Here is a 20,245-nt window from a genome sequence, read left to right as displayed (position 1 = left end):
AGCCTAGACGGGTCGCCGCCCCGGTGGGGGCTCGCGGGTCACGTCGTCGTGCGGCTGGGCCCTCGTGGGCCGGGGCGCAGCAGAACGGCCCCGCACCGGTGAGGTGCGGGGCCGTTCGGATCCAGGCGCTAGGCCCGGGAGATGTCCTGGGTGATCAGCGGATCACGGAGACGTTGGACGCCTGGGGACCCTTGGGGCCCTGCTCGGTGTCGTACTGCACCTTGTCGCCCTCGTCCAGCGAGCGGTAGCCCGAGGAGGCGATCGAGGAGTAGTGGGCGAAGACGTCGGCGGAGCCGTCGTCGGGGGCGATGAAGCCGAAGCCCTTTTCGGAGTTGAACCACTTCACGGTGCCAGTAGCCATGGAAATTCCTCTTCCTGAGAGACGACCATCCGCGTGTCGGACGGTCTGTCGATGATGTTTCTCACCAATAGCTCAGGTAAGCCGGTCCGCTCCGGTCGGAGCTTCCCGCATTTCCTTGCACTACCAACGTCAACGGGCTCAACACTAGGCCATATCGACCGGACCCGGTGACCAGATCGTGATCCGGCGTCGCCCCAGCGCGGCCCTCGACCCCCATCGCAGGTCCCTGACCTGCACGGACTCCAGCGGCGAAAGTATTTCAGAATGCCACGCCCGAGGCCCCCGATCAGGTCGGTCAGGGGTCTCGGGCGTGCTCGGCGGGTCGGTGCGGGGCGCCGGTCAGGGGGTGGGCATGCCGCCGTTGACGTTCAGCGTCTCCCCGACGACATAGCTCGACTCGGGCGACGCGAGGAAGACGTAGGCGGGGGCGATCTCGGTCGGCTGGCCCGCCCGGCCGAGCGGGGTGGCGTGGCCGAACTCCGGCAGGTCCTCGGGCTTCTGGCCGCCGGAGGGCTGCAGCGGGGTCCAGATCGGGCCGGGGGCGACGGCGTTGACCCGGATGCCCTGGGGGGCCAGCTGCTGGGCCAGACCCTTGGTGAAGGTGTTGATGGCCGCCTTGGTCGACGCGTAGTCCACCAGCGTCTCGGACGGCGAGTAGGCCTGGATCGACGTGGTGTTGATGATCGCGGCGCCCTTGGGCAGGTGGGGCAGGGCCGCCTTGACGACCCGGAACATCGCCAGGATGTTGATGTCGTAGGTCGCCTCGAGCTGCTCGTCGTCGATGTCCTCGATGCTGTCGGTGGCGACCTGCTTGCCGCCGTTGTTGACCAGGATGTCCAGCCCGCCGAGCTCGTCGACGGCCTTCTCCACGACCTCGATGCAGAAGTCCTTGTCCCGCAGGTCCCCCGGGATGCGGGCGCAGGTGCGGCCCTCGGCCTCGACGACCGTGGCGACCGCGGCGGCGTCCCGCTCCTCCTCGGGCAGGTAGGTGATCGCGACGTCCGCACCCTCGCGGGCGAAGGCGATCGCGGTCGCCGCTCCGATGCCGGAGTCGCCGCCGGTGATCAGCGCCTTGCGTCCCTGCAGCCGCCCCGTGCCGCGGTAGGACTTCTCGCCCAGGTCCGCCTTGGGGGTCATCTGCGCGTCCAGGCCGGTGCCGGGCAGCGCCTCCGCGGGAGGCGTGATCTTGGGGTAACGGCTGACCGGGTCCTGCAGCGTCAGCTGGTCCACGGTGGTCTGGTCGGTGTCCTGGGACGCCATGAGTCCTCCTGGTTCGAGTGGTCGTTCACCGTCCACCTACCCGGCGGGTCGGGTGGCAACCATGCGGGCCGTATGCCGAGACGCCACCGATCGCCCAGTCCTGGTCGCCCGCTCCACCCCGCCCCCACTCACCCACTCACCCGCTCCACCCCGCTCACCCGCTCCACCCCGCTCACCCGCTCCACCCCGCTCACCCGCTCACGTGAGGCCAGGCTGGCCCCGTGGCACGTTCAAAGAGGGCTCATTCCGTATCGATCGGGGCCAGCCTGGCCCCGGCGACACCGGTGCGGGCGACGTGGGAGGTGGCTCACTAGCGGGTGGGAGGTGCGCGGGAGCGGACACCGGTGCGGGCGACGTGGGAGGTGGGCCCGCCGGCGGGGTTCTCGCCGAGCTGGCGCCGACCCTGGCGACGGCGAGCTCCTGGTGCCCCGAACCGCGCCGTGCCCGAGACTGGACCGGTGCCGTACGACGTCGAGCAACCACGCCCTGACCTGCGCGAGCTCCTGGAGCCGGCCCGCCTGACCGAGGTGGTGGACATCGGGGCCAACCCGCTGGAGGACACGCCGCCATACCTGCCGATGCTGCGTGAGCAGCGGTGCCGGGTCACGGGTTTCGAGCCGCAGCCGGAGGGCCTGGCCCGGCTGCGGGCGACCGCGGACGACCTCGAGCGCTACCTGCCGTATGCCGTCGGCGACGGCGGGGACCACACCTTGCACGTCTGCGCGTCGCCGGGCTTCTCCAGCCTCTACGAGCCCGACCCGGACCAGCTCGCCCTGCTGGTCGACTTCCCCCGGCTGGCGACCGTCGTCGAGCAGGTCCCGGTCGGCACCACCCGCCTGGACGACGTCGCCGAGATCGAGCGCGCCGACCACCTCAAGATCGACGTGCAGGGGTCCGAGCTGGACATCTTCCGGCACGGGCGGCGAGTCCTGGCCGGGCTCACCACGATCCAGGTCGAGCTGGGCTTCCACCGGATCTACCGCGACCAGCCGACCTTCGCCGACGTCGACCTGGAGCTACGGGCGCAGGGCTTCGTGCCGCACCGCCTCGTGTCGACCAAGGACTGGCCGCTCGCGCCGGTGCAGTGGGCCGACCCCGACCAGGAGCAGGCCCGCCAGCTCGTCGAGGCCGACGTGCTCTACGTCCGCGACCTCGCCCGCCTCGACCGGCTCGACGACGAGCAGCTGCGGCACCTGGCCCTGGTGGCCCACGAGGTGTATGCCGCGGACGGCGTGGCCCTGCGGGCGGTGCGTGAGCTGACCTCCCGGGGCGCGGTCGCCGGGGTCGAGCAGCGGTGGCGCCCGGCCTGATCCGCAGACCACCAGGGGCCCGGACGTGGTTTCGGACCGTCATACCGAATCACTCTGGGCGAGTTTGACAGTCACCCAAATGGTCAACCATGGTTGACGCCGTGGACGGCAGCGGGATCGCACGGACAGCGGGTGACACCAGCGACCCCCGGCAGGGTCTGCGAGCCGTGACCGCGCTGCGTCGGCTCGCCGACCGGCTGGAGCTGGCACAGGTCGAGGCCGCCCTGGGAGCCGGCCTGAGCTGGGCCGAGATCGCCGACGCCCTCGGCGTCAGCCGGCAAGCCGTCCACAAGAAGTTCAAGGGGCGAGTCCGTCCCGAGCTGACCAGTCGACCGGGAGACCCACGATGAGCCTTGCCTCTCGCCTGAGCGCGAGCACGGGCCGCAGCTTCACGATCCAGAACACCGCGTGGCGCGAGGCCGCCCGCAGCGGAAGCCGCGAGGTCACCCTCGACCATCTGCTCCTGGCACTCCTGGTCTCCGGGGGGCCGGCGGCGGAGCTGCTCGCGCGCAACGGGGTCCGGCTCCACATCCTGCGCCGGGCGGTGCTGCACCGCCACCAGGCCGACCTGCGCGGCCTGGATGCCGGCGCCCCTCGCAGCGCCACCCGCCGGCGCCGCGAGCCCCGCGACCGGCAGCGCGGCGTCGCGGGCGACATCGCCTTCTCCCCCGCGGTCGAGCAGGCCCTCAAGATCACGCCGTTCACCGAGATGCGTCTGCTGGCGCACCTGCTCGAGCACCCCTCCGGCACTCCTGCCGAGGCGCTGCGCCACGCCGGGGTCTACGTCGAGGGGGTGCTCGAGACGGCGCACGCCGAGGCCGACCGCCCCGTCGAGGGCTTCACCGCCTGCCCGCCCGTCCCGGGGCTGCTCGACGGCCTCGCGGAGAGCACCACCACCACGACGCGGTTCGTGCCCGTCCCCATCGAGCACGTCTGGCAGGCGGCGTGCGACGCGGCCGTGGTCACGCGGTGGTTCGGGTGGCACGAGGACGTCCGGATCCTCGACGAGGCCACGCTGCGGACGAACCGCGCCCGGGGCGTCCCCGCCCTGGAGCTGCGCCGCGTCCGGTGCGAGCTGGGCCGGCTGGACGGCGTGGACACCGTGGCGTGGCAGGAGTTCACCCCGCCGTCGCAGGGCGGCGACCCGCGCGGCGCCTACGTGCACCTGGCGCTGACACCGATGGCCGGTGGCACCCACGTGCGTCTCACCCGAGGCTTCCGGGGTCACGGGCCGATGGGCGGGGTGTTCCGCCGGATCGGCGCCGCCCTGACCCCGCTCTCGACCGGGTCCATGCTGCACGACCTCGCGCTCGTGGCGGACGACCTCGGCGACCGACGCTGATCGGTGGCCGCGAACCTCCCGTCCCCGTCGGCCAGGTCGCACTAGTCTCGGTGAGGTGGATCACCTCCTCCGGCCCCCGCTCCCGGGCGACGGCGCGGCCGCACGCGCCTGGGCGGTGCGTTTCTCCGACCCGGCGGCCATGCGAGCGCTCATGCCCGAGGTGCCGGAGGGGCCCCACGTGCGGTGCTGGCGGCCTTCGTGGCCTGGCGCGAGAGCCGACCGGACCAGGCACTCACCCTGCTCGGTCCGCTGCTCGAGTCCGACGACCTGACCGCCCTGTGGTCGGTGCGGGCCCGTGCGGTCCAGGCCGCGGTGCTCCTGGAGATCGGTCTGCCCCGCGAGGCGCAGGAGTCGCTGCTGCGGGCCCTGGAGGAAGCCCCCCGCAGCACCGACTCGATCGCGGTGGCCGCCACCATCCACGACCTCGGGGTCAACTACGGCGCGGGCGACCCGGACCGGGCGTCCGCCTACTTCGTCGAGGCCTGGACCCGCGCCCACGCGATCGTCGTGGCCGAGGAGCACGAGCCCGCGACCGACGCCCTGGCGCTCGAGGCCCTCGCCGTCGTCAACCTCCGCGGACTGCGCGACACCTACGACACGGACCTGCCCGAGGGCCTGCCGGGGTATGCCGAGGCGGAGGAGCTGACGCGTCGCAGCTGGCCCGAGCTGAGTGCCGCCATACGCGCGCTCCGGACCCAGGTCGCCCTGGAGGCCGGGGACACCGACGAGACCCACCGGCTCGCCTCCGACCTGCCCGACCCCCGCGGCATGCGCGACGTCACCAACGCCTCGCTGGTCGCCCAGGCCCTGGCCCGGCTCGGACGGGAGGCCGGCCACCCGGACGAGGCGCTGGAGACGCTGACCGAGATGATCGACCGGCTGCCGCCCGCCTTCGCCCTGGAGCTGTTGGGCGACGTCGTCGAGATGCACCGTGCGGCAGGCGATCTCGAGGCGGCGCTGGAGGCCGCCGAGCGCCGCTACGCGCTCGTCACCGAGCACCACGTGGACGGTTCCCGGGTCGCCGTGCGGGCCCTGGAGGTGTGGCACCGCACCCAGCGCGCCGAGGAGCAGGCCCGCACCGCCGCGGAGGTCGCCCGGCGTCTGCAGGCCCGGCTCGCCGAGCTCAACCGGGACCGCGAGCGGCTCCGGGCCCGCAGCCGACGCGACCTCCTCACCGGCCTGTGGAACCGCCGTCACCTGGTCGACGTGCTCGCCGAGCTCGACGGGGCCGGGCACCAGGTGGCCCTCGTCGACGTCGACCACTTCAAGACGATCAACGACGAGTCGGGACACCATGCGGGCGACGAGGCGCTGCGCCGGCTGGCCCAGGTGCTGCAGGACGTGTGCGGTCCCCGGGACACGTTCGCGCGGTATGGCGGGGACGAGTTCGTGGTCGTCCGCCCGGCGGGCGCCGAGGGCCTGCTCGCCGAGGACCTGGAGGCGGCGACCCGGGTCCGCGGCCACGACGACGTGGGGCTGCCCGAGGTGGTGACCAGCATCGGGGTGGCGTGGTCGGACGAGCGGGGCTGCGAGGCGGCCCTCGAGCGGGCCGACGAGCTGATGTATGCCGCCAAGCGCTCCCCGGACGCCCAGCTGCTGGCGGACGAGCGGCGTTCCCCCGAGGCACCGGGGAGCTGATCCTGGCCCGGCCGCCGGAGCGCGCGTGCCCGACCACCGCGGCAGCCCGAGGGGCCGGTCGCCACGAGCGACCGGCCCCTCGTCCCGCGGGTTACTTCACCACGGTCCCGGTCAGCCGGGTGCCACCCTTGACACCGGCGCCCTCGACGGAGACGGCCAGCGCCACCTGGCGGCCCGCACGGGCGTCCTTGGCCAGCGGCAGCGTGATCCGACCCGTCCTGTCGCCCGGGGCGATGATCAGGTAGGCCCGCGCGTCGGCCTGGTCGAGGGGGAGGTCCTTGCTCGGGTCCACGCTCCAGTCACCGCGCGCGGCAGGAGCGACGTCCGCGATCCGCAGACCGGCGCCGGCCGGCTTGACGGCCACGATCTCCAGGGCGACGGCCTCGCCGCTGGGCCGGTCGAGGGTGAACGTCCAGGTGAGCGAGCCGCCGGGCTTGGCGGTGGCCGCGGGGGTCAGGGTGCCGACGGGCTTTGGGTCGTCGTCCTTGACCACGAGCTCGGTCGCGGGGGTGGCGACGAGCACCGGCCCCCGCACCCGCACCTGCCCGATGATCTCCTGGTCCGTGTTCCACACGGTGTTGCCGGCGACGGGCATCGCGATCGGGACCTGCCGGCTGCCGGACGGGACGGGCACCGTCCTGAGCACCGACGCACCCGGGCCGTTGACCACCGTGAGCGCCGAGAGCGGCTGGGGCGCAGGCGAGGACAAGGTGGCGTGCACGACCTGCGTCCACGGCTTGGCGCCCTCGACGACGGAGGTGCGGGCAGGCATGCGCAGCACCGAGGGCCGCAGGGCCGCGGCGGGGGCGGTGCCGGCGTTCGCCGCCGAGAGGTCCAGGACCACGGCGGATCCCGCAGCCTTGCCTCGTTCCAGGGAGACGGCGGTGATGCGGGTCAGGTCGATCCCCTTGGCCGGCAGCGGGAACCGCACGTTCTGCGCGACCACGCGACCGCGCAGGCCGTCGCCGGTGCCGGACACGCCTGCGCGGGTCGCCGGACCCTGGGGCTTGAGGGCGACCCGGCGCCCGGCGGCGTCGGTGAGCCGCAGGGTGGGGGTGAGGCTCGCCGTGGGCGCGAGCGCCATGCGCACGTCGAGGTAGGCCGATCCCTTGACCGACACGGGCTTGGCGGCCCGCAGGGTCAGCGCCGCGGAGCTGCCGAGGTCCCAGCGCCAGCCGGCCGGGTTCTCCTGGGGATAGCCGTTCCAGTGGACGCCGGTGGAGGCACCGCTCTGGTGGATGGGTGCGCAGGCCGTGCCGCGGCAGACGGTGGCGCCGCTCATGGTCCAGCCCCCGGTCTGCGGGTCCGCGAGGCGACGCCGGGCCCCACCGGTCGCGGAGGTGACGAGCTTCATCCAGCGCTGGTCCGCGGGCAGCGTGCCGGTGCCGTCGAGCGCGGCCGGGTCCCCCTTGCCCTTGAGGAAGCGGTCGGCCGCGAGGGCCACGAGCGACACCCCGCTCTGGCGCTGCCGCGCGGGCGTGAGGCGCGAGGCGGCGGTGCACCGCGTGCCGGCTCCGTCGTCCTGACCTGTGCTCGCGGGCGGCGTCCACGTGGTGTTGAAGTAGTTGTGGTTGGCGCCCGGCAGGTAGGCCACCGAGGACAAGGCGTGCTGTGCGCCATACCAGTCCGCACCATCGGCGTAGCCGGCCCCCTGCAGGTCCGAGACGTCACCGTCGCAGCCCGGCAGCACGGTCAGCGTCGGCGTGGTCGACGCGGAGGTGTGGAAGAAGTTGGTGGGGCCGAGGAGCACCAGCCCCCCGATCTGGTAACCCTTGGCGGGCTCCTGCTCGATCGCGGCGTAGGCCACGCCCTCACCGCCGCGGCTGTGTCCGACGAGGAGGGTGTTGGTGGCGTCGTACCGGCTCTTGACCGTGCCGGCGAAGGGCGCCGACGCGCCGGATCGCCACGACCCGAGCAGCGACAGGTGAGCCCGCACCAGCGCGGAGCGGGCAGTCATGCCGAGGTCGCTAAGCCAGGCGTCCTGGGCGTTGACCGCGTTGGCGTCGATGCTGACCGTGAAGTAGCCGCGGCGGGCCAGCTCGTCCTGCAGGTAGCGGTAGCCCTCGAGGTTGGGCACCGGCTTGCCGGGCGCCTTGCAGGGCCAGGAGCCGTCGCCCCCGTCGCACCAGCTGTGGCGCCCGTGCAGGAGCAGGACGACCGGCAGCTTGGTCCCGGTCGCGGGAGCGACCACGCGTCCGGTGATGGCCTGTGGCTGGGTCAGACCGGGCAGACGCTGGGCCGGAGCGGTGTATGTCGTCGTGACGACGCCGGGCCCGGCCGCAGGCGGCGAGGCGAAACCCTTGTCGGAGTCATTCCCCGCGCCGCGCCGGGGCTGTCGCGCGAGGAGCTCGGCCTCGGTGGCGTGGCCGTAGCGCACCACCAGCGTGGGCAGGTCCGTCGGCAGCCGGTCGACCGTGATGGTGACGGAGCCGTCGGGCAGGGTCTGGGCGGGGCCCAGGTCGCCCGCCGCCGTGGCGATGTGAGGGCGGGCGTCGGTGATGGGGGCGTGCCGCAGGGGCAGCCGCACCAGGTCGAAACCCTTGACGGCCGGGAGGACTCGCCACCCAGGCGGGGCCACCGGCAGCGGCGTGTCGCCCGCTGCGGAGGCACCCGGCGACGGGGTCGGAGCGGGCGCAGCCACCGCAGCGGCGGGGGCGCAGACGAGGGCGGTTGCCGTGAGGACGGCAAAGGCGCTGGCAAGGCATCGGGCAGGCATGGGACCTTCTCACCGTGGGGCGCCCGCGGTCTCGAGCACCGACTGCTCGTCACGCTAGGCCCGGAGCCTGGACGGACGGTGAGCACCGTTGACCCGTGAAACGATTCGCCCGCCCCGCCCCGCGTTCCCGCCAGTAGGGGCAAGTGGCGGGATCCCGGCGGCGTGTCGCGCGCACTTGTGGCAGCTCGCCGTCCTGTCGGGCTGTCGCGGTCGGGGAACGCCCCATCGAGGTGCTCGTGCTCAGCAGCGGCGAACCTGCCTGAGTCACGCTCGGGCTCACGCATCCACGCCGGCGTGAGGACCACCATGCGCTCGCCGTGCACCCCTGCCCTGCGCGCCGGCGAACGGTGGCGCTCCTGGATCCCCGCCCTCGTCCGGCTGCCGGGACCGCTACGACATACCGCTCCTGACCTCGGCGAATCCCACCGGACCCCTGTCGGTCCGGGCCTCCTCGCGGGACTCGGCACCGATGGCCCGGCGATGACTCTCCCGACCCCCGAGGAAGCAGTGGTCACCCGCGTGCCAGACTGAGCAGGTCCGGTCGCCACCGGACGACAGGCCTGGAGCGAAGTCGGTGTGATCCCGACGCTGTCCCGCAACGGTGATGCCTCCTCGGAGGACGAGCCCGGTCGCCTCCGCGCCTGTCCGAGCTCATCTGCCCTCGAAGGAAGGGCCGAGCGTCGACGTGGTCGTCGTGGCCGCATCCTCACCGGTCCTTCCTTCCGTCTCGAAGGAAGACCGCCGATGTCCACCGCCTCACGACTGCTCCCGCCTCTCGTGGGCGCGCTGGTCCTTGTCCTCTCGTCCTGCCACTCGGGCACGACGTCCACCACCTCGTCGGCGGCCACCGGCGCCGGGTGCATCACCGACTTCGATCCCGACAAGGACTACTTCCCGGACAAGGTCACCTTCGAGGACGCCAAGAACGTGACGGTCGAGTACCAGAAGTCCTACAAGGTCGTCACCGTCAGGAAACCTGCTCCTGGCGAACCTGCCCAGACCTACGTGCTGGTCCAGTGCGGCGCTCCCAAGCCGGCGCTGAAGGGCGAGGCCGCCTCGGCCCAGCAGATCACCATCCCGGTCGCGAAGGTGGCTGCCTCGTCGACGACCCAGCTGCCGGCCTACGAGATCCTCGACCGGGTGGATGCCGTCGCGGGGGTCGGGAGCACCGACCGGGTGAGCGACGGGAAGATCAAGTCCGCCATCGACCGCGGCGCCATCAAGGGCTTCAAGAACGAGGACCACGGCGTCAGCGCCGAGTCGGTCGCCGCGGTGCGCCCCGATCTCTTCGTCACCATGGGCACCTCGGATCCCGCGAACGCGAAGATCAAGGAGCTCGGAATTCCGGTGGTGGCCAACGCGGAGTGGCTGGAGAGCACCGCCCTGGGCAGAGCCGAGTGGATGAAGTACACCGCTCTCTTCCTCAACGCCGAGAAGAAGGCGGACGGGGTCTACGCCAAGATCGCCGCGGACTACAGGGCGGTGGCGGCCAGGACGAGGACGGTCGCGGACCGACCGACCGTGCTGCTCGGCACGATGAGCAAGGGCACGTGGTATGCCGCGGCCGCCGACGGCTATGTCGCCAATTCCGTCAAGGATGCGGGCGGCCAGTACGTGATGAGCGACGTGAGTGGGACCGGGAGCAAGACCCTCGACCTCGAGGTGGTGCTGGCCAAGGGCACCCAGGCGAGGTACTGGCTCAACGGCACGACCCTGAAGGAGTGGAAGACCACCGCCGACATCGTCAGGTCCGATGCCCGCCTGGGCCAGCTCGCCGCGGTCCGGCAAGGCAACGTCTGGGTCGCGACGAGGCGGATCAACGCCGGGGGCGGCAACGACTACTGGCAGAGCGGTGTGGTGCGTCCGGACCTCGTCCTCGCCGACCTCGCGGCCATCCTGCACCCCGAGCTGATGCCTGGTCACCAGTTCACCTACTACGAGCAGGTGCCGACACGGTGACCGCCACCAGGCACGAGCGTGGGACCTGCCCGGTCACGGGGACCGCTCCGGGCGGCCTGGCCCTGCGCTTCGGACTCCTCGCCCTGACGGCGGCGGGCGCGACGGCCGCCGGTCTGGCGCTGGGCGCGGTGTCCGTGCCGCTGCGCGAGGTCGTCGACTGGCTGCTGGGCCGTCCGGTCGACCCGGTCTCCGCGACGATCCTCCATGACATCCGCGGACCTCGCACGGTCACCGCGCTGCTGGTCGGCGCATCCCTCGGGGTCGCCGGGCTGCAGACGCAGACCCTCTTCCGCAACCCGCTCGCCGACCCTTACGTCCTCGGCCTCTCCTCGGGGGCCAGCCTCGGTGTGGGCGTGGTGATCCTCCTGGCCGGGACCTCGGCGTATGCCGCCTCGCTCACCGCTGGGCTCGGGCTGACCGGTGACCTCGGCGTCGTCCTCGCTGCAGCCGTCGGCTCCGGGCTGGTCATGTGCCTCGTCCTGGCGGCCGGTCGGTTCCTCCGATCCAGCAGCACCCTGCTGCTGCTCGGGGTCATGCTCGGATATCTCGTCTCCGCGGCGGTGACCGTCATGCTCGCAGGGGCCACACCTGAGCTCATCGCGCAGTACACCCGTTGGGGCTTCGGCAGCTACCACGGTGTCACCTGGAGCAACCTCACGGTCCTTGCCCCGGTCCTCGGGCTCTGCCTGCTTCTGTCCATGCTGCTCGCCACCTGGCTCAACGCCCTTCTCCTGGGCGACAACTACGCCCGGACCATGGGCGTCGACCTACGGCGAGCCCGAGCCTCGATCGTCCTCACCACGGCGGTGCTCGCGGGGGCAGCCACGGCCTTCTGCGGTCCGATCGGCTTCCTGGGCATCGCGATCCCGCACCTGTGCCGTGGGTTCTTCGGCTCCTCCGACCACCGCGTCCTGCTGCCGGGGTGCGTGCTCGCCGGGGGGCAGGTGGCCTTGGCAGCCGACATCCTGGCCCAGCTGCCTGGTGAGGGCGTGCTTCCGCTCAACGCCGTCAATGCCGCCTTCGGGGCCCCGGTCGTCATCTACATCCTGCTGAGCCGCCACGGAGGAGCGGGCGCATGAGATCGATGACGCAGGCCCAGCACCCCGCGTCCCCTGGCCCGGCCGGCGCAGCCCCAGCCCTGCTGACCCTGGACGACGTCCGTGCCGGATACCGTCGCCGCCGACGTCCCCCGGCCGTGGTGCTCGACGCGGTCTCGGCCCAGGTGGGACCTGGCGAGCTGGTGGCACTCGTCGGGCCCAACGGCTCGGGGAAGTCCACCCTCCTGCGCACCATCGCCCAGCTGCAGCCGGCCCTGCGAGGACGGGTGCTCCTCGAGGGCGAGGACGCCTGCACCCTGCGCAGCCGGGACCTCGCACGCCGCCTGGCTGCCGTCCTGACAGATCGCTTCGATCCCGGACGTCTCAGGGCCTGCGAGGTCGTGGCCCTCGGACGGCATCCTCACCGCGGGGCCTCGGGGCGCCTCTCCGCGCGCGACCACGAGGTGATCACGGCATCGCTCACCGCCGTCGACGCCCTGGCCCTGGGCACGCGCGAGCTGGCGAGCCTCTCCGACGGCCAGCGGCAACGGGTGATGGTGGCGCGGGCCCTGGCACAGGAGCCGAAGGTCCTCCTCCTGGACGAGCCCACCTCTTTCCTGGACCCGCCCGGACGGATCCACCTCCTGGAGCTCCTGCGCGAGATCTGCACCGCACGCCGTCTGGCCGTCGTCGTGTGCACGCACGACATCGAGACGATCCTCGCCTATGCCGACCAGGTCTGGGTCGCGGGACGGGATCCGGTGATGCACGTCGGCGTGCCCGAGGTCCTGGCCCAGGAAGGGCTCCTGGGCGCGCCCTTCGCGACGCCCGGGGTGCGCTTCAGGCTGGACAGCCTGACCTTCGAGGCCGTTCACCCCGATCGCCCCGGGTGCCACGTCCACGGGCACAGCGACGACGCGCACCTGGCACGGCACTGCCTGCGCCGAGCAGGCCTCGCCGTCGATGACGGCGTCCCCGCGGTCCTCACCGTGTCCGAGGGCCCGGAGGGGTGGATCGTCCACGACAGACCCGACCTGCCTCCTCTCCGATCGCTCGTCGACCTGCACTCCCTCGCCTGCGGCATGCTGGCCGCCGGGGAGGAGCCGAGGGCATGACCTGGTCGGTGACGGTGCGTTGTCGAGATGCGCCCTACCGCGCACGGTCACCCGCGGGCCACGGTGCTCCCTGCTACGCATGGACCGGGAGTTCCTGAAAAGAGCAGCGGCCTTCGTCATGGCGGAGAGCGCGTCGTCGCGGCCGATGCCGCCTACGCGCTGATCCACGCGGAGAAGGCCACCAACGAACCGACCCGGTCCCCGGGGGCCGCCGGTATCCCGGTGACGCGGACGTGTCAGCTGCTGAGCGTGTCCAGGTCGGGCTACGACGACTGGTCCGACCGGCAGCGCCGCGGGCCGGGCCCGCGGGCGCAGCGGCTTGCAGACCTGGCCGTCAAGGTCGTCGCCGCACACAAGGCGTCGGGCGGTGTGAACGGCGCCTCACGACTCCTGGCCGATCTGCGCGCCGAGGGTGAGGTCGTGTCCCGCCAGACCGTGACAAAGCTGATGCGCGCCAACGGGATCCGCGGGCATCAGCCCGCGCACGTGGAATCCGGTTCTGGCCCTGGGCGTCGCCCCGAGCCCGCACTCGATCCCCGACCGGGTCGAGCGCGACGTCGACCGCGGACGCCTCGACGCGGTGTGGACCTCGGACATCACCTACCTGGCAACCGGGCAGGGCTGGCTGTACCTGTGCGCGGTGCGAGACGCGTGCAGCCGCCGCGTGATGGGGTACGCGTTCAGCGCCAGCCTGCACACCGACGTCGTCGAGACCGCGCTGCGCCGCGCAGTGACCTTCCGCGACCCCGCGGCCGGCCCGACCAGCGGCGTGATCTTCCACGCCGACCGGTTGAACCCGCCGTCTGCACCAGCAAGGCCTACGCCCGCCTGTGCGCCGACCTGGATGTCACCCAGTCCATGGATACCGTGGGCACGAGCGCGGACAACGCCCTGGCCGAGGCCTTCAACGCCACCTTCAAACGCGAGGTGCTCCGCGACCAGCGGGCCTTCACCGACGAGCCCACCTGCCGACGTACCTCCTTCGCCTGGCTCACCCGCTACAACACCCGACGCCGGCACTCCTGGTGCGGCCACCTCAGCCCCAACACCTTCGAGACAACACTCACCACCACTACGCCGGCACCCGCCGCGTAATCACACACCGTGTCCACCATCCGGGGGTCAAGGCCCGTCGGGGCACGGCGCCTCGTCGGGCTCGCTGCGCTCGGTCTGCTGAATCTGCAGACGCTGCCGATCTCGCTCCTCGACGACGTGAGCGTGGGCCGGGCTAAATACCTCGAGCAGCGGTCCGGCGACGAGACCCATGCTGCCCCGCCGCCGGGAGCGCCAGTAGATCCACCCTCGACGCTCAGCCCGTCGACCAACCAGGTCCAGCGCGACGACACCGCTGACACCGGCAGCCAGCCATAACAGCCACTCCATGACCCAACCGTAAGCCAAGCGAGCCCAGTATGCGGCAGGAGCGGACGCTACCTCGCGACGTCAACGGTATGTGCGTCTATTCCGGCACAGAGACCAGGCAGAAGGGGTGACCCGCAGGGTCTGAATAGACGCGCCAAGCCTTCGGGCCAGGATCGAGCACTTCGGTCAGTGGCCGTCCGCCGGCGTCCAGCACCGCCAGGTCAGCCTGGATGAAGTCGGGGACCAGAAGATCGAAGTGCATCTGGGACTCGCCCGAGGACCCTGGCCACGCGGGAGGCTGGTAGCCGTCCACTCGGCGGAAAGACAGCCGGCCCACCGGCGCCCATTCCAGGGTGAGCCAGTCTTCGTCGTCGGTAGCGGCAGGGTGCTCGAGGTCCAACACTTCGGCCCAGAACTCCGCCAGGCCATGAACATCAGCGCATTCAAGCACCAACTGCGTCATGCTCCCCACGGCAACCATGGCGCCACTCTAGGAGGAGCCATACATGGCATGCGCTCCTCAACATGAGTGAGCTGCCACGACCCTTCACAGGCTGCGGGTAGCGGTCGGCCGCGCACGCCGACCTCATCCGGTCGCCGCGTCCGCGGGCACTCTCCGTGACGGGTGCTGCCTGACGTTCACAGGAAGATTCAGCCCCCAACCTGTGAATCGAGAACGGTCCTCACTGAAATCGCCCTGACCTGCACAAACGTGTGGCGCCGCGCGGGGACCATGCACGGGAGAACCGTTCCCACGTCGAATTGCCGGAGCCAATCGGCTCTACCGCACCATCGGCGGCGCCGAGGGGAACGTTCCAAACCGCTACTTTGAACAATCGTTCACAGATCGCTGCATCTCGACACGGATCACGCCAACCGCCGTCCCACGGCAGGAGGCATGGCGACCGCTCTCAGAAACCGGTCGCCATGTTGGCGAAGCGGGCGCACTGCCCCTGGAAGGCGACCCCGATCGTGGCGGTCGGACCGTTACGGTGCTTGGCCACGATGATGTCCGCCTCGCCTGCCCGAGCGGTCTCCTTGTCGTACACCTCCTCGCGATGCAACAGGATCACCATGTCCGCGTCCTGCTCGATCGAGTTGTGCACGGCGATGCCGTTCGCGATGAAGTTGTGCCCCCCGAGCACCGTGGCGTCGTACACCTCTTCCTCGCCGTCCGGCTCGATCGACACCACGCTGTCCCACAGCACGTCGTTGACGGCATACAGCTCCAGCTCGGCACTGTCGAGGATCGTCGCAACGCGCCCCAGTCGTTCGCGGGACGGCGCGGCCTGGTGGAGCGACGAACCGCGGTGAGCGGTGCCGCGTGCCGCCTGGGAGGCACGGGTGGTCGTCCCGCGCTCGCTCAGGACCCTGCGGACGTCGTCCCACACCTGGACGGGGATGGTGTCGACGTCGGTGTCGGCGTCGAGCTCGCGCACGATCTCCAGGAGCCGAGAGGCAGCGACGGCGCGCCCCCCGAACACCCCGATCTCCTGCAAGAAGCGCCGCTGGCTGTCGCACCCCGAGATGTCGATGGTGTACCCGGCCCGGCAGCCCGCCTCGTGCACGGTGCGCGTGCGAGTCGAGATCCCGAAACGCAGCAGGAGCACAGAGATGTCGTCCACCAGTCGACGACTCGTGGAGTGGTAGTACACCCGCCCGCCGCGGCCGTTCTTGGTGACGGTGACGGAGCCGTCGGTCGCCCACAGATGCTGCAGGAAGAGGGCGATCTGCCTCTTGGGCAGATGGAAGACCTGCTCCGGGACGAACTTCTCGTGGCGCCGCAGGCCGAAGACGCCGATCTCGTCCAACCAGGCAGCGATCGGGTGACGGACGCCATGCGTCAGGCGGTATGGCGAACGCAGGCGCAGGACGGTGCAGCGGGCCGCGGCGTACTCGTCACGCACCGCCTGGACCCCGAAGGTACGCGCGGCCTTGGAGACCGCCTGCAGGTTCGCCTCGTCGATGGAGGCGTAGCGCAGGGGCTGACGCCGCAGCATGGACCCATCCCCGAGCATGTGGGCGAGCAGGATCACGCGGTCATCAGGCCAATCGGACTCGAGCTCCGGCGCGGGGACGTGGCGGGGCACCGCAAGCCGGTCGCCAGGCACGAGATCGGACAGGGCGCGCCATCCGGCATACGTCAGGAAGGGGTGGTTGCCGGTGGCCCGGACGGTCTTGCCGGAGGCCAAGGTCAGACGGAGCACGGGCTTGGTGCCGGTCGAGAAGACGTGGGTGAGGTGACGCCGCACGTAACGCAGCGACTCGTCCAGGGCCCAGACCGGCACGTCCCGGGCTTCGGACGCGAACAGCTCACCCATCGTGGTCTCGGCCCCCGTGTCGGCACGCAGCACACGGGTGTCCGCCGTCAGGCACCCTGACTCGCGCAGGTCGGACACCATCGGGCGTTTGTCCGGACGTTGCTCGGGTCCACGGTTCAGCTGCGAGAGCGCAATCACGGGGACCTCGATCTCCTTGGCGAGGAGCTTCAGCGCACGCGAGAACTCCGACACCTCCTGCTGACGCGACTCGACGCGCTTGCCCGAGCTCATCAGCTGCAGGTAGTCGATGACCACGAGCTTGAGGTTGTTGCGCTGCTTGAGCCGCCGGCACTTGGCGCGGATCTCCATCAGCGACATGTTGGGCGAGTCGTCGATGAACAGCGGCGCCTCCGACAGCCGACCGGTCGCCCGCGCGATCTTGGTCCAGTCGTCGTCGCGCAGCTCGCCCTTGCGCAGCTTCTGCAGCCAGATGCTCGTCTCGGCCGACAGCAGACGCATGGTGATCTCGGTCTTGCTCATCTCCAGGCTGAAGAACACCGCGGCGTGGCCGGCGTGGATGGCCGCCGACCGGGCGATGTCCATGGCGAACGTCGAGTTGTGCGTCGGGATCATCGAGCGGCCCGCGAGATAGAGGTGGTCCGCCGCGGCGACCTGGATGCACCGCACCGGCACCGAGGCGATCGGCGTCACGCCCGTGATCGTCCACGTCTCGCAGTCTCGACGGGAGGCGACGGTATGGCGGGCACCGCCCTCGGCATGCGCCTGGACGATCTGCGCGGTGGTCCGCACCTGCTCGGAGCCGTCGGCCGATGTGACCCACTGGTGCTCGGCATCGGCCACGATCGAGGAGCCGTCCGAGAAGACCACCTCGTAGCACGGCCGGTCGACCATCACCTCGGTGGCCGCGACGACGCGGGTGGGTCGCCCGTTCGCCCCCATCACCTCGTCGCCGACCTGGACCTCGCCCATCGTCGTCCACCCGGTCGGTGTGGGCAGGGGGGTGTCCAGCGCCAGCGCCTTGCCCATCGCCGGGCGGGCGGCGATCACGATCATCTGACCGGGGTGCAGACCGTTGGTCAGCTGGTCGAGCTCGGTGAATCCCGTGGGGATGCCGACCATCTCGCCGCCCTTGCCGCTGGCGTGCTCGATCTCGTCGATGGTGCTCTCGAGGATCTCCCCGATGGAGATGTAGTCCTCGCCGCCGCGCTTGTCCGCGACGGCATACACCTCAGCCTGGGCCGCGTTGACGATGTCCTCGACGTCGCCGTCCTGCCCGTAGCCGAGCTGGACGATGCGGGTGCCGGCCTCGACGAGGCGCCGCAGCACCGCGCGCTCCTGCACGATCTCGGCGTAGTAGCCGGCGTTGGCGGCGGTCGGGACCGAGTCGATGAGCTGGTGCAGGTAGGCCTGGCCACCGATCCGCTGGATCTCGCCGCGCTTGGTCAGCTCGTCGGCGACGGTGATGGCGTCGGCCGGCTCGCCGCGGCCGTAGAGGTCGAGGATCGCCTCGTAGATCGACTCGTGGGAGGGGCGGTAGAAGTCCTTGCCACGCAGCGTCTCGACGCAGTCGGCGATGGCGTCCTTGGACATCATCATCGAGCCCAGCACCGACTGCTCGGCGTGCACGTCCTGCGGCGGAAGCCGGTCGTCCCCGCCTCGCGGGGCGCCCTGACCGTCGTGGTCGTCCATCGACACGTGCCGCTCCCTCGTCCGCGCTCGGCCGCCCTGCCCGGCGGTGGGGTCAGTCCATCACAGAGCGCAGACAAATTCGCCACGAGAAGGGCGCGTGCCCACCACCGACGTCGAGGGCACCGATCCGGTCCGTTCATCTGGCACCCCTGGGGAGAGGGTGTGGATAATTGGAGCCTTGAACGGTCAAGCCTGGATCCCGCCAGCCCGCCGGAAAGGGCGGTGCGACCGGGGACCTCGGGCAAACACAGCCTGTGGACAACGTGTGGACAAAGCGGCGACGCATAGGGGTAACGCTGTGGACAGGGCTGTGGACAGGATGTGACTTCCTCGGCCACAAGTCGCTCACACCAGCTCTGACCTGGGCAAAAGCGACACACACGCTGTGCACAGAGATTGACTCCTGGGGATTGCTCCATCCGGGAGGACACGCGGGACAGTGTGGACAAATCGGACAGCAGGCCGGACCGCTACCAGGTCATACCGGACATCTTGTCGCTGTCCGTGATCGTTTGGTTACTTTACGGATCAGTAACCCGGGCTGACCACCGTCTTTCCACATCACGCACCCGAACGGCCTCTTCGCTGTGGACAACCGCCCCTGGTCGACGTGCCGTCCACCCGGCGTTCACCCACACCCTCCGTGAGCAGCAGCACCTATCCTGCGGTGGTGACCACGGACCCCTGCGAGCAGACCTGCCCGGGCCCCGACCAGGACCCGCCGGCACCTCGGCCGACCGAGTCGTCACCGGCCCGCGAGATCCTGCGGCTGGCGGTCCCGGCCTTCCTCGCCCTGGTCGCCGAGCCGCTCTTCCTGCTCGCCGACAGCGCGATCGTGGGTCACCTCGGCACCGCCCAGCTCGCCGGCCTCGGGGTGGCGAGCGCCGCCCTGCTGACCGCCGCCAACGTCTTCGTCTTCCTCGCGTACGGCACGACCAGCGTGGTCGCCCGGCACGTGGGTGCGGGCGACGAGCGCGGCGCGGTGACCACCGGGCTGGACGGGGTCTGGCTGGCGAGCGGCCTCGGCCTGGTCACGGCGGTCCTGGTGGCCACCGCGGCCCGACCGATCCTCGCGGTCTTCGGCGCGAGCTCGGCCGCACTCGACCAGGGGGCGATCTACCTGCGGCTGAGTGCGCTGGGACTCCCCGCGATGCTGGTCGCCCTGGCCGCGACGGGGATCCTGCGCGGGGTCCAGGACACCCGCACGCCGCTGGTCGTCAGCGTGGCTGGTTTCACGTGCAACATCGCGCTGAACGTCCTCTTCGTCCACGGCCTGCACCTGGGCATCGGCGGGTCGGCGCTGGGCACCGTCCTCAGCCAGTGGGGTATGGCGGTCGCGCTGCTCCTGGTCGTGGGGCGCGCCGCCCGCCGCCTCCACGCCCCCGTGCACCCGCACCCGGCCCGGGTCCTGCGCGCCGCGCGCGACGGCATACCGCTGCTGGTCCGCACCCTCGCGCTGCGGGCGGTGCTGCTGCTCACGACCTGGGTGGCCGCGGGTCTGGGGGACGTGCCGCTCGGGGCCTACCAGGTGAGCGCGACGGTCTGGAGCTTCCTCACCTTCGCCCTCGACGCGCTGGCGATCGCGGCGCAGGCGCTGACCGGCAAGGCGCTCGGCGCGGGCGACACCGCGGGCACGCGCGCCGCCACCAGGCTGATGGTGCGCTGGGGCCTGGTGGCCGGAGTCGTCCTGGGCGCAGCGCTGCTCGCGACGCACACCGTCCTGCCCGCGCTGTTCACCCCCGACCAGGCGACCCGGCAGGCGCTGGCCGCGGGCCTGGTCGTCGTCGCCCTGTCGCAGCCGATCTCGGGGTGGGTCTTCGTCCTCGACGGGGTGCTCATCGGGGCGGGCGACAGCCGCTGGCTCGCCTGGGCACAGGTGGGCCTGCTGACGGCCTATCTCCCGATCGTGCTGGGCGTGCGCCACCTGGCGACGGGAGGGACGCCCGAGCTGGCGATGACCTGCCTGTGGGCCGGCTTCGCGACGTTCATGGCGCTGCGGGGAGTGGCCCTGCAGCTGCGTGCCCGCAGCGACGCCTGGCTGGTGACCGGCACCCGCTGACCCGGCCGCAGGTGCGACGGTTCCCGACAGGGCCGCCGGTCCGGCCCGTCGATCGTGTCGCCGACCGTCGTGTCTGGGACCGAGGCGAGGTATGACGCGGCCGGGGCCGCACCGC

The 20,245-nt window shown here is 71.5% G+C and carries 15 protein-coding genes, 2 pseudogenes and 1 riboswitch; of the genes and pseudogenes, 11 read left to right on the top strand and 6 right to left on the bottom strand.

Annotation, left to right across the window (positions count from 1 at the left end; genetic code table 11):
- Nucleotides 1–154 precede the first annotated feature (154 nt).
- Nucleotides 155–361, bottom strand: a complete 207-nt coding sequence (locus tag MM438_RS14180; RefSeq protein ID WP_241453796.1) for a cold-shock protein — start codon at nt 359–361, stop codon at nt 155–157.
- Nucleotides 362–700: 339 nt separating this feature from the next.
- Entirely contained in the window at nt 701–1,621 is a 921-nt protein-coding gene (locus tag MM438_RS14175; protein WP_241453795.1) for an SDR family oxidoreductase, read from the bottom strand.
- Between the two features lie 458 nt (nt 1,622–2,079).
- Between MM438_RS14175 and MM438_RS14165 the strand changes: the two genes are divergently transcribed.
- From MM438_RS14165 to MM438_RS14150, 4 genes are all read left to right on the top strand, one after another.
- Complete coding sequence (locus MM438_RS14165) at nt 2,080–2,931, top strand: FkbM family methyltransferase (protein WP_241453794.1); 852 nt, start codon at nt 2,080–2,082, stop codon at nt 2,929–2,931.
- A gap of 89 nt (nt 2,932–3,020) precedes the next feature.
- Nucleotides 3,021–3,281: a hypothetical protein gene (locus MM438_RS14160; RefSeq protein WP_241453792.1), complete on the top strand. Its 261-nt coding sequence runs from the start codon at nt 3,021–3,023 to the stop codon at nt 3,279–3,281.
- Nucleotides 3,278–4,273 (top strand): SRPBCC family protein, encoded by a 996-nt coding sequence (locus MM438_RS14155; protein ID WP_241453790.1) that lies wholly within the window; start codon nt 3,278–3,280, stop codon nt 4,271–4,273. The genes MM438_RS14160 and MM438_RS14155 overlap by 4 nt, the downstream gene beginning before the upstream one ends.
- Nucleotides 4,274–4,456: 183 nt before the next feature.
- The gene (locus MM438_RS14150) at nt 4,457–5,911 is read left to right on the top strand and encodes a GGDEF domain-containing protein (protein ID WP_241453789.1); all 1,455 of its coding nucleotides are present in this window, start codon (nt 4,457–4,459) and stop codon (nt 5,909–5,911) included.
- 91 nt (nt 5,912–6,002) lie between these two features.
- On the opposite strand, the gene MM438_RS14145 is transcribed toward MM438_RS14150, so the two are convergent.
- Nucleotides 6,003–8,627, bottom strand: a complete 2,625-nt coding sequence (locus tag MM438_RS14145) for an alpha/beta hydrolase (protein ID WP_241453784.1) — start codon at nt 8,625–8,627, stop codon at nt 6,003–6,005.
- 520 nt (nt 8,628–9,147) lie between these two features.
- A riboswitch (cobalamin riboswitch) is annotated at nt 9,148–9,282 on the top strand.
- 89 nt (nt 9,283–9,371) lie between these two features.
- On the opposite strand from MM438_RS14145, the gene MM438_RS14140 reads away from it, so the two are divergent.
- The 6 genes and pseudogenes from MM438_RS14140 to MM438_RS17000 all read left to right on the top strand — a co-directional run bounded on the left by MM438_RS14140 (nt 9,372) and on the right by MM438_RS17000 (nt 13,833).
- Complete coding sequence (locus MM438_RS14140; RefSeq protein ID WP_241453782.1) at nt 9,372–10,586, top strand: ABC transporter substrate-binding protein; 1,215 nt, start codon at nt 9,372–9,374, stop codon at nt 10,584–10,586.
- The gene (locus MM438_RS14135; RefSeq protein ID WP_241453780.1) at nt 10,583–11,665 is read left to right on the top strand and encodes a FecCD family ABC transporter permease; all 1,083 of its coding nucleotides are present in this window, start codon (nt 10,583–10,585) and stop codon (nt 11,663–11,665) included. The genes MM438_RS14140 and MM438_RS14135 overlap by 4 nt, the downstream gene beginning before the upstream one ends.
- The gene (locus tag MM438_RS14130) at nt 11,662–12,738 is read left to right on the top strand and encodes an ABC transporter ATP-binding protein (protein ID WP_241453778.1); all 1,077 of its coding nucleotides are present in this window, start codon (nt 11,662–11,664) and stop codon (nt 12,736–12,738) included. The genes MM438_RS14135 and MM438_RS14130 overlap by 4 nt, the downstream gene beginning before the upstream one ends.
- A 27-nt stretch (nt 12,739–12,765) precedes the next feature.
- Nucleotides 12,766–13,200, top strand: a pseudogene (locus tag MM438_RS17010) (IS3 family transposase); the annotation flags it as partial.
- 118 nt (nt 13,201–13,318) lie between these two features.
- Nucleotides 13,319–13,516: pseudogene (locus MM438_RS17005) on the top strand (DDE-type integrase/transposase/recombinase); the annotation flags it as partial.
- A gap of 50 nt (nt 13,517–13,566) precedes the next feature.
- Nucleotides 13,567–13,833 carry an integrase core domain-containing protein gene (locus MM438_RS17000; protein WP_420914043.1) on the top strand — a complete coding sequence of 89 codons (267 nt, stop codon included), beginning with the start codon at nt 13,567–13,569 and terminating at the stop codon, nt 13,831–13,833.
- A gap of 27 nt (nt 13,834–13,860) precedes the next feature.
- On the opposite strand, the gene MM438_RS14120 is transcribed toward MM438_RS17000, so the two are convergent.
- The 3 genes from MM438_RS14120 to MM438_RS14110 form a co-directional block, all read right to left on the bottom strand.
- Nucleotides 13,861–14,121, bottom strand: coding sequence for an ABA4-like family protein (locus MM438_RS14120; protein ID WP_241453774.1), 261 nt, complete (start codon nt 14,119–14,121; stop codon nt 13,861–13,863).
- A gap of 76 nt (nt 14,122–14,197) precedes the next feature.
- On the bottom strand, nt 14,198–14,581 hold the full coding sequence (locus MM438_RS14115; RefSeq protein ID WP_241453772.1) for a VOC family protein: 384 nt from the start codon (nt 14,579–14,581) through the stop codon (nt 14,198–14,200).
- Between the two features lie 430 nt (nt 14,582–15,011).
- Nucleotides 15,012–18,071, bottom strand: coding sequence for a replicative DNA helicase (locus tag MM438_RS14110; protein WP_241453959.1), 3,060 nt, complete (start codon nt 18,069–18,071; stop codon nt 15,012–15,014).
- Between the two features lie 670 nt (nt 18,072–18,741).
- Here MM438_RS14110 and MM438_RS14105 point away from each other — a divergent pair.
- Nucleotides 18,742–20,130: an MATE family efflux transporter gene (locus tag MM438_RS14105; RefSeq protein ID WP_407568203.1), complete on the top strand. Its 1,389-nt coding sequence runs from the start codon at nt 18,742–18,744 to the stop codon at nt 20,128–20,130.
- The last annotated feature ends 115 nt before the right edge of the window (nt 20,131–20,245 follow it).

Source organism: Arsenicicoccus dermatophilus (assembly GCF_022568795.1).
Lineage (GTDB): Bacteria > Actinomycetota > Actinomycetes > Actinomycetales > Dermatophilaceae > Arsenicicoccus > Arsenicicoccus dermatophilus.
The sequence above is the reverse complement of the archived record's forward strand: the minus strand, read 5'-3'. Positions and strand labels throughout refer to the sequence as shown.

Bases quoted from the DNA above. Each gene is read 5' to 3' on its own strand.
- MM438_RS14180 (WP_241453796.1), bottom strand. From the start codon at position 361: ATGGCTACTGGCACCGTGAAGTGGTTCAACTCCGAAAAGGGCTTCGGC.
- MM438_RS14175 (WP_241453795.1), bottom strand. From the start codon at position 1,621: ATGGCGTCCCAGGACACCGACCAGACCACCGTGGACCAGCTGACGCTG.
- MM438_RS14160 (WP_241453792.1), top strand. From the start codon at position 3,021: ATGGTTGACGCCGTGGACGGCAGCGGGATCGCACGGACAGCGGGTGAC.
- MM438_RS14155 (WP_241453790.1), top strand. From the start codon at position 3,278: ATGAGCCTTGCCTCTCGCCTGAGCGCGAGCACGGGCCGCAGCTTCACG.
- MM438_RS14145 (WP_241453784.1), bottom strand. From the start codon at position 8,627: ATGCCTGCCCGATGCCTTGCCAGCGCCTTTGCCGTCCTCACGGCAACC.
- MM438_RS14140 (WP_241453782.1), top strand. From the start codon at position 9,372: ATGTCCACCGCCTCACGACTGCTCCCGCCTCTCGTGGGCGCGCTGGTC.
- MM438_RS14130 (WP_241453778.1), top strand. From the start codon at position 11,662: ATGAGATCGATGACGCAGGCCCAGCACCCCGCGTCCCCTGGCCCGGCC.
- MM438_RS14120 (WP_241453774.1), bottom strand. From the start codon at position 14,121: ATGGAGTGGCTGTTATGGCTGGCTGCCGGTGTCAGCGGTGTCGTCGCG.
- MM438_RS14115 (WP_241453772.1), bottom strand. From the start codon at position 14,581: ATGGTTGCCGTGGGGAGCATGACGCAGTTGGTGCTTGAATGCGCTGAT.
- MM438_RS14110 (WP_241453959.1), bottom strand. From the start codon at position 18,071: ATGGACGACCACGACGGTCAGGGCGCCCCGCGAGGCGGGGACGACCGG.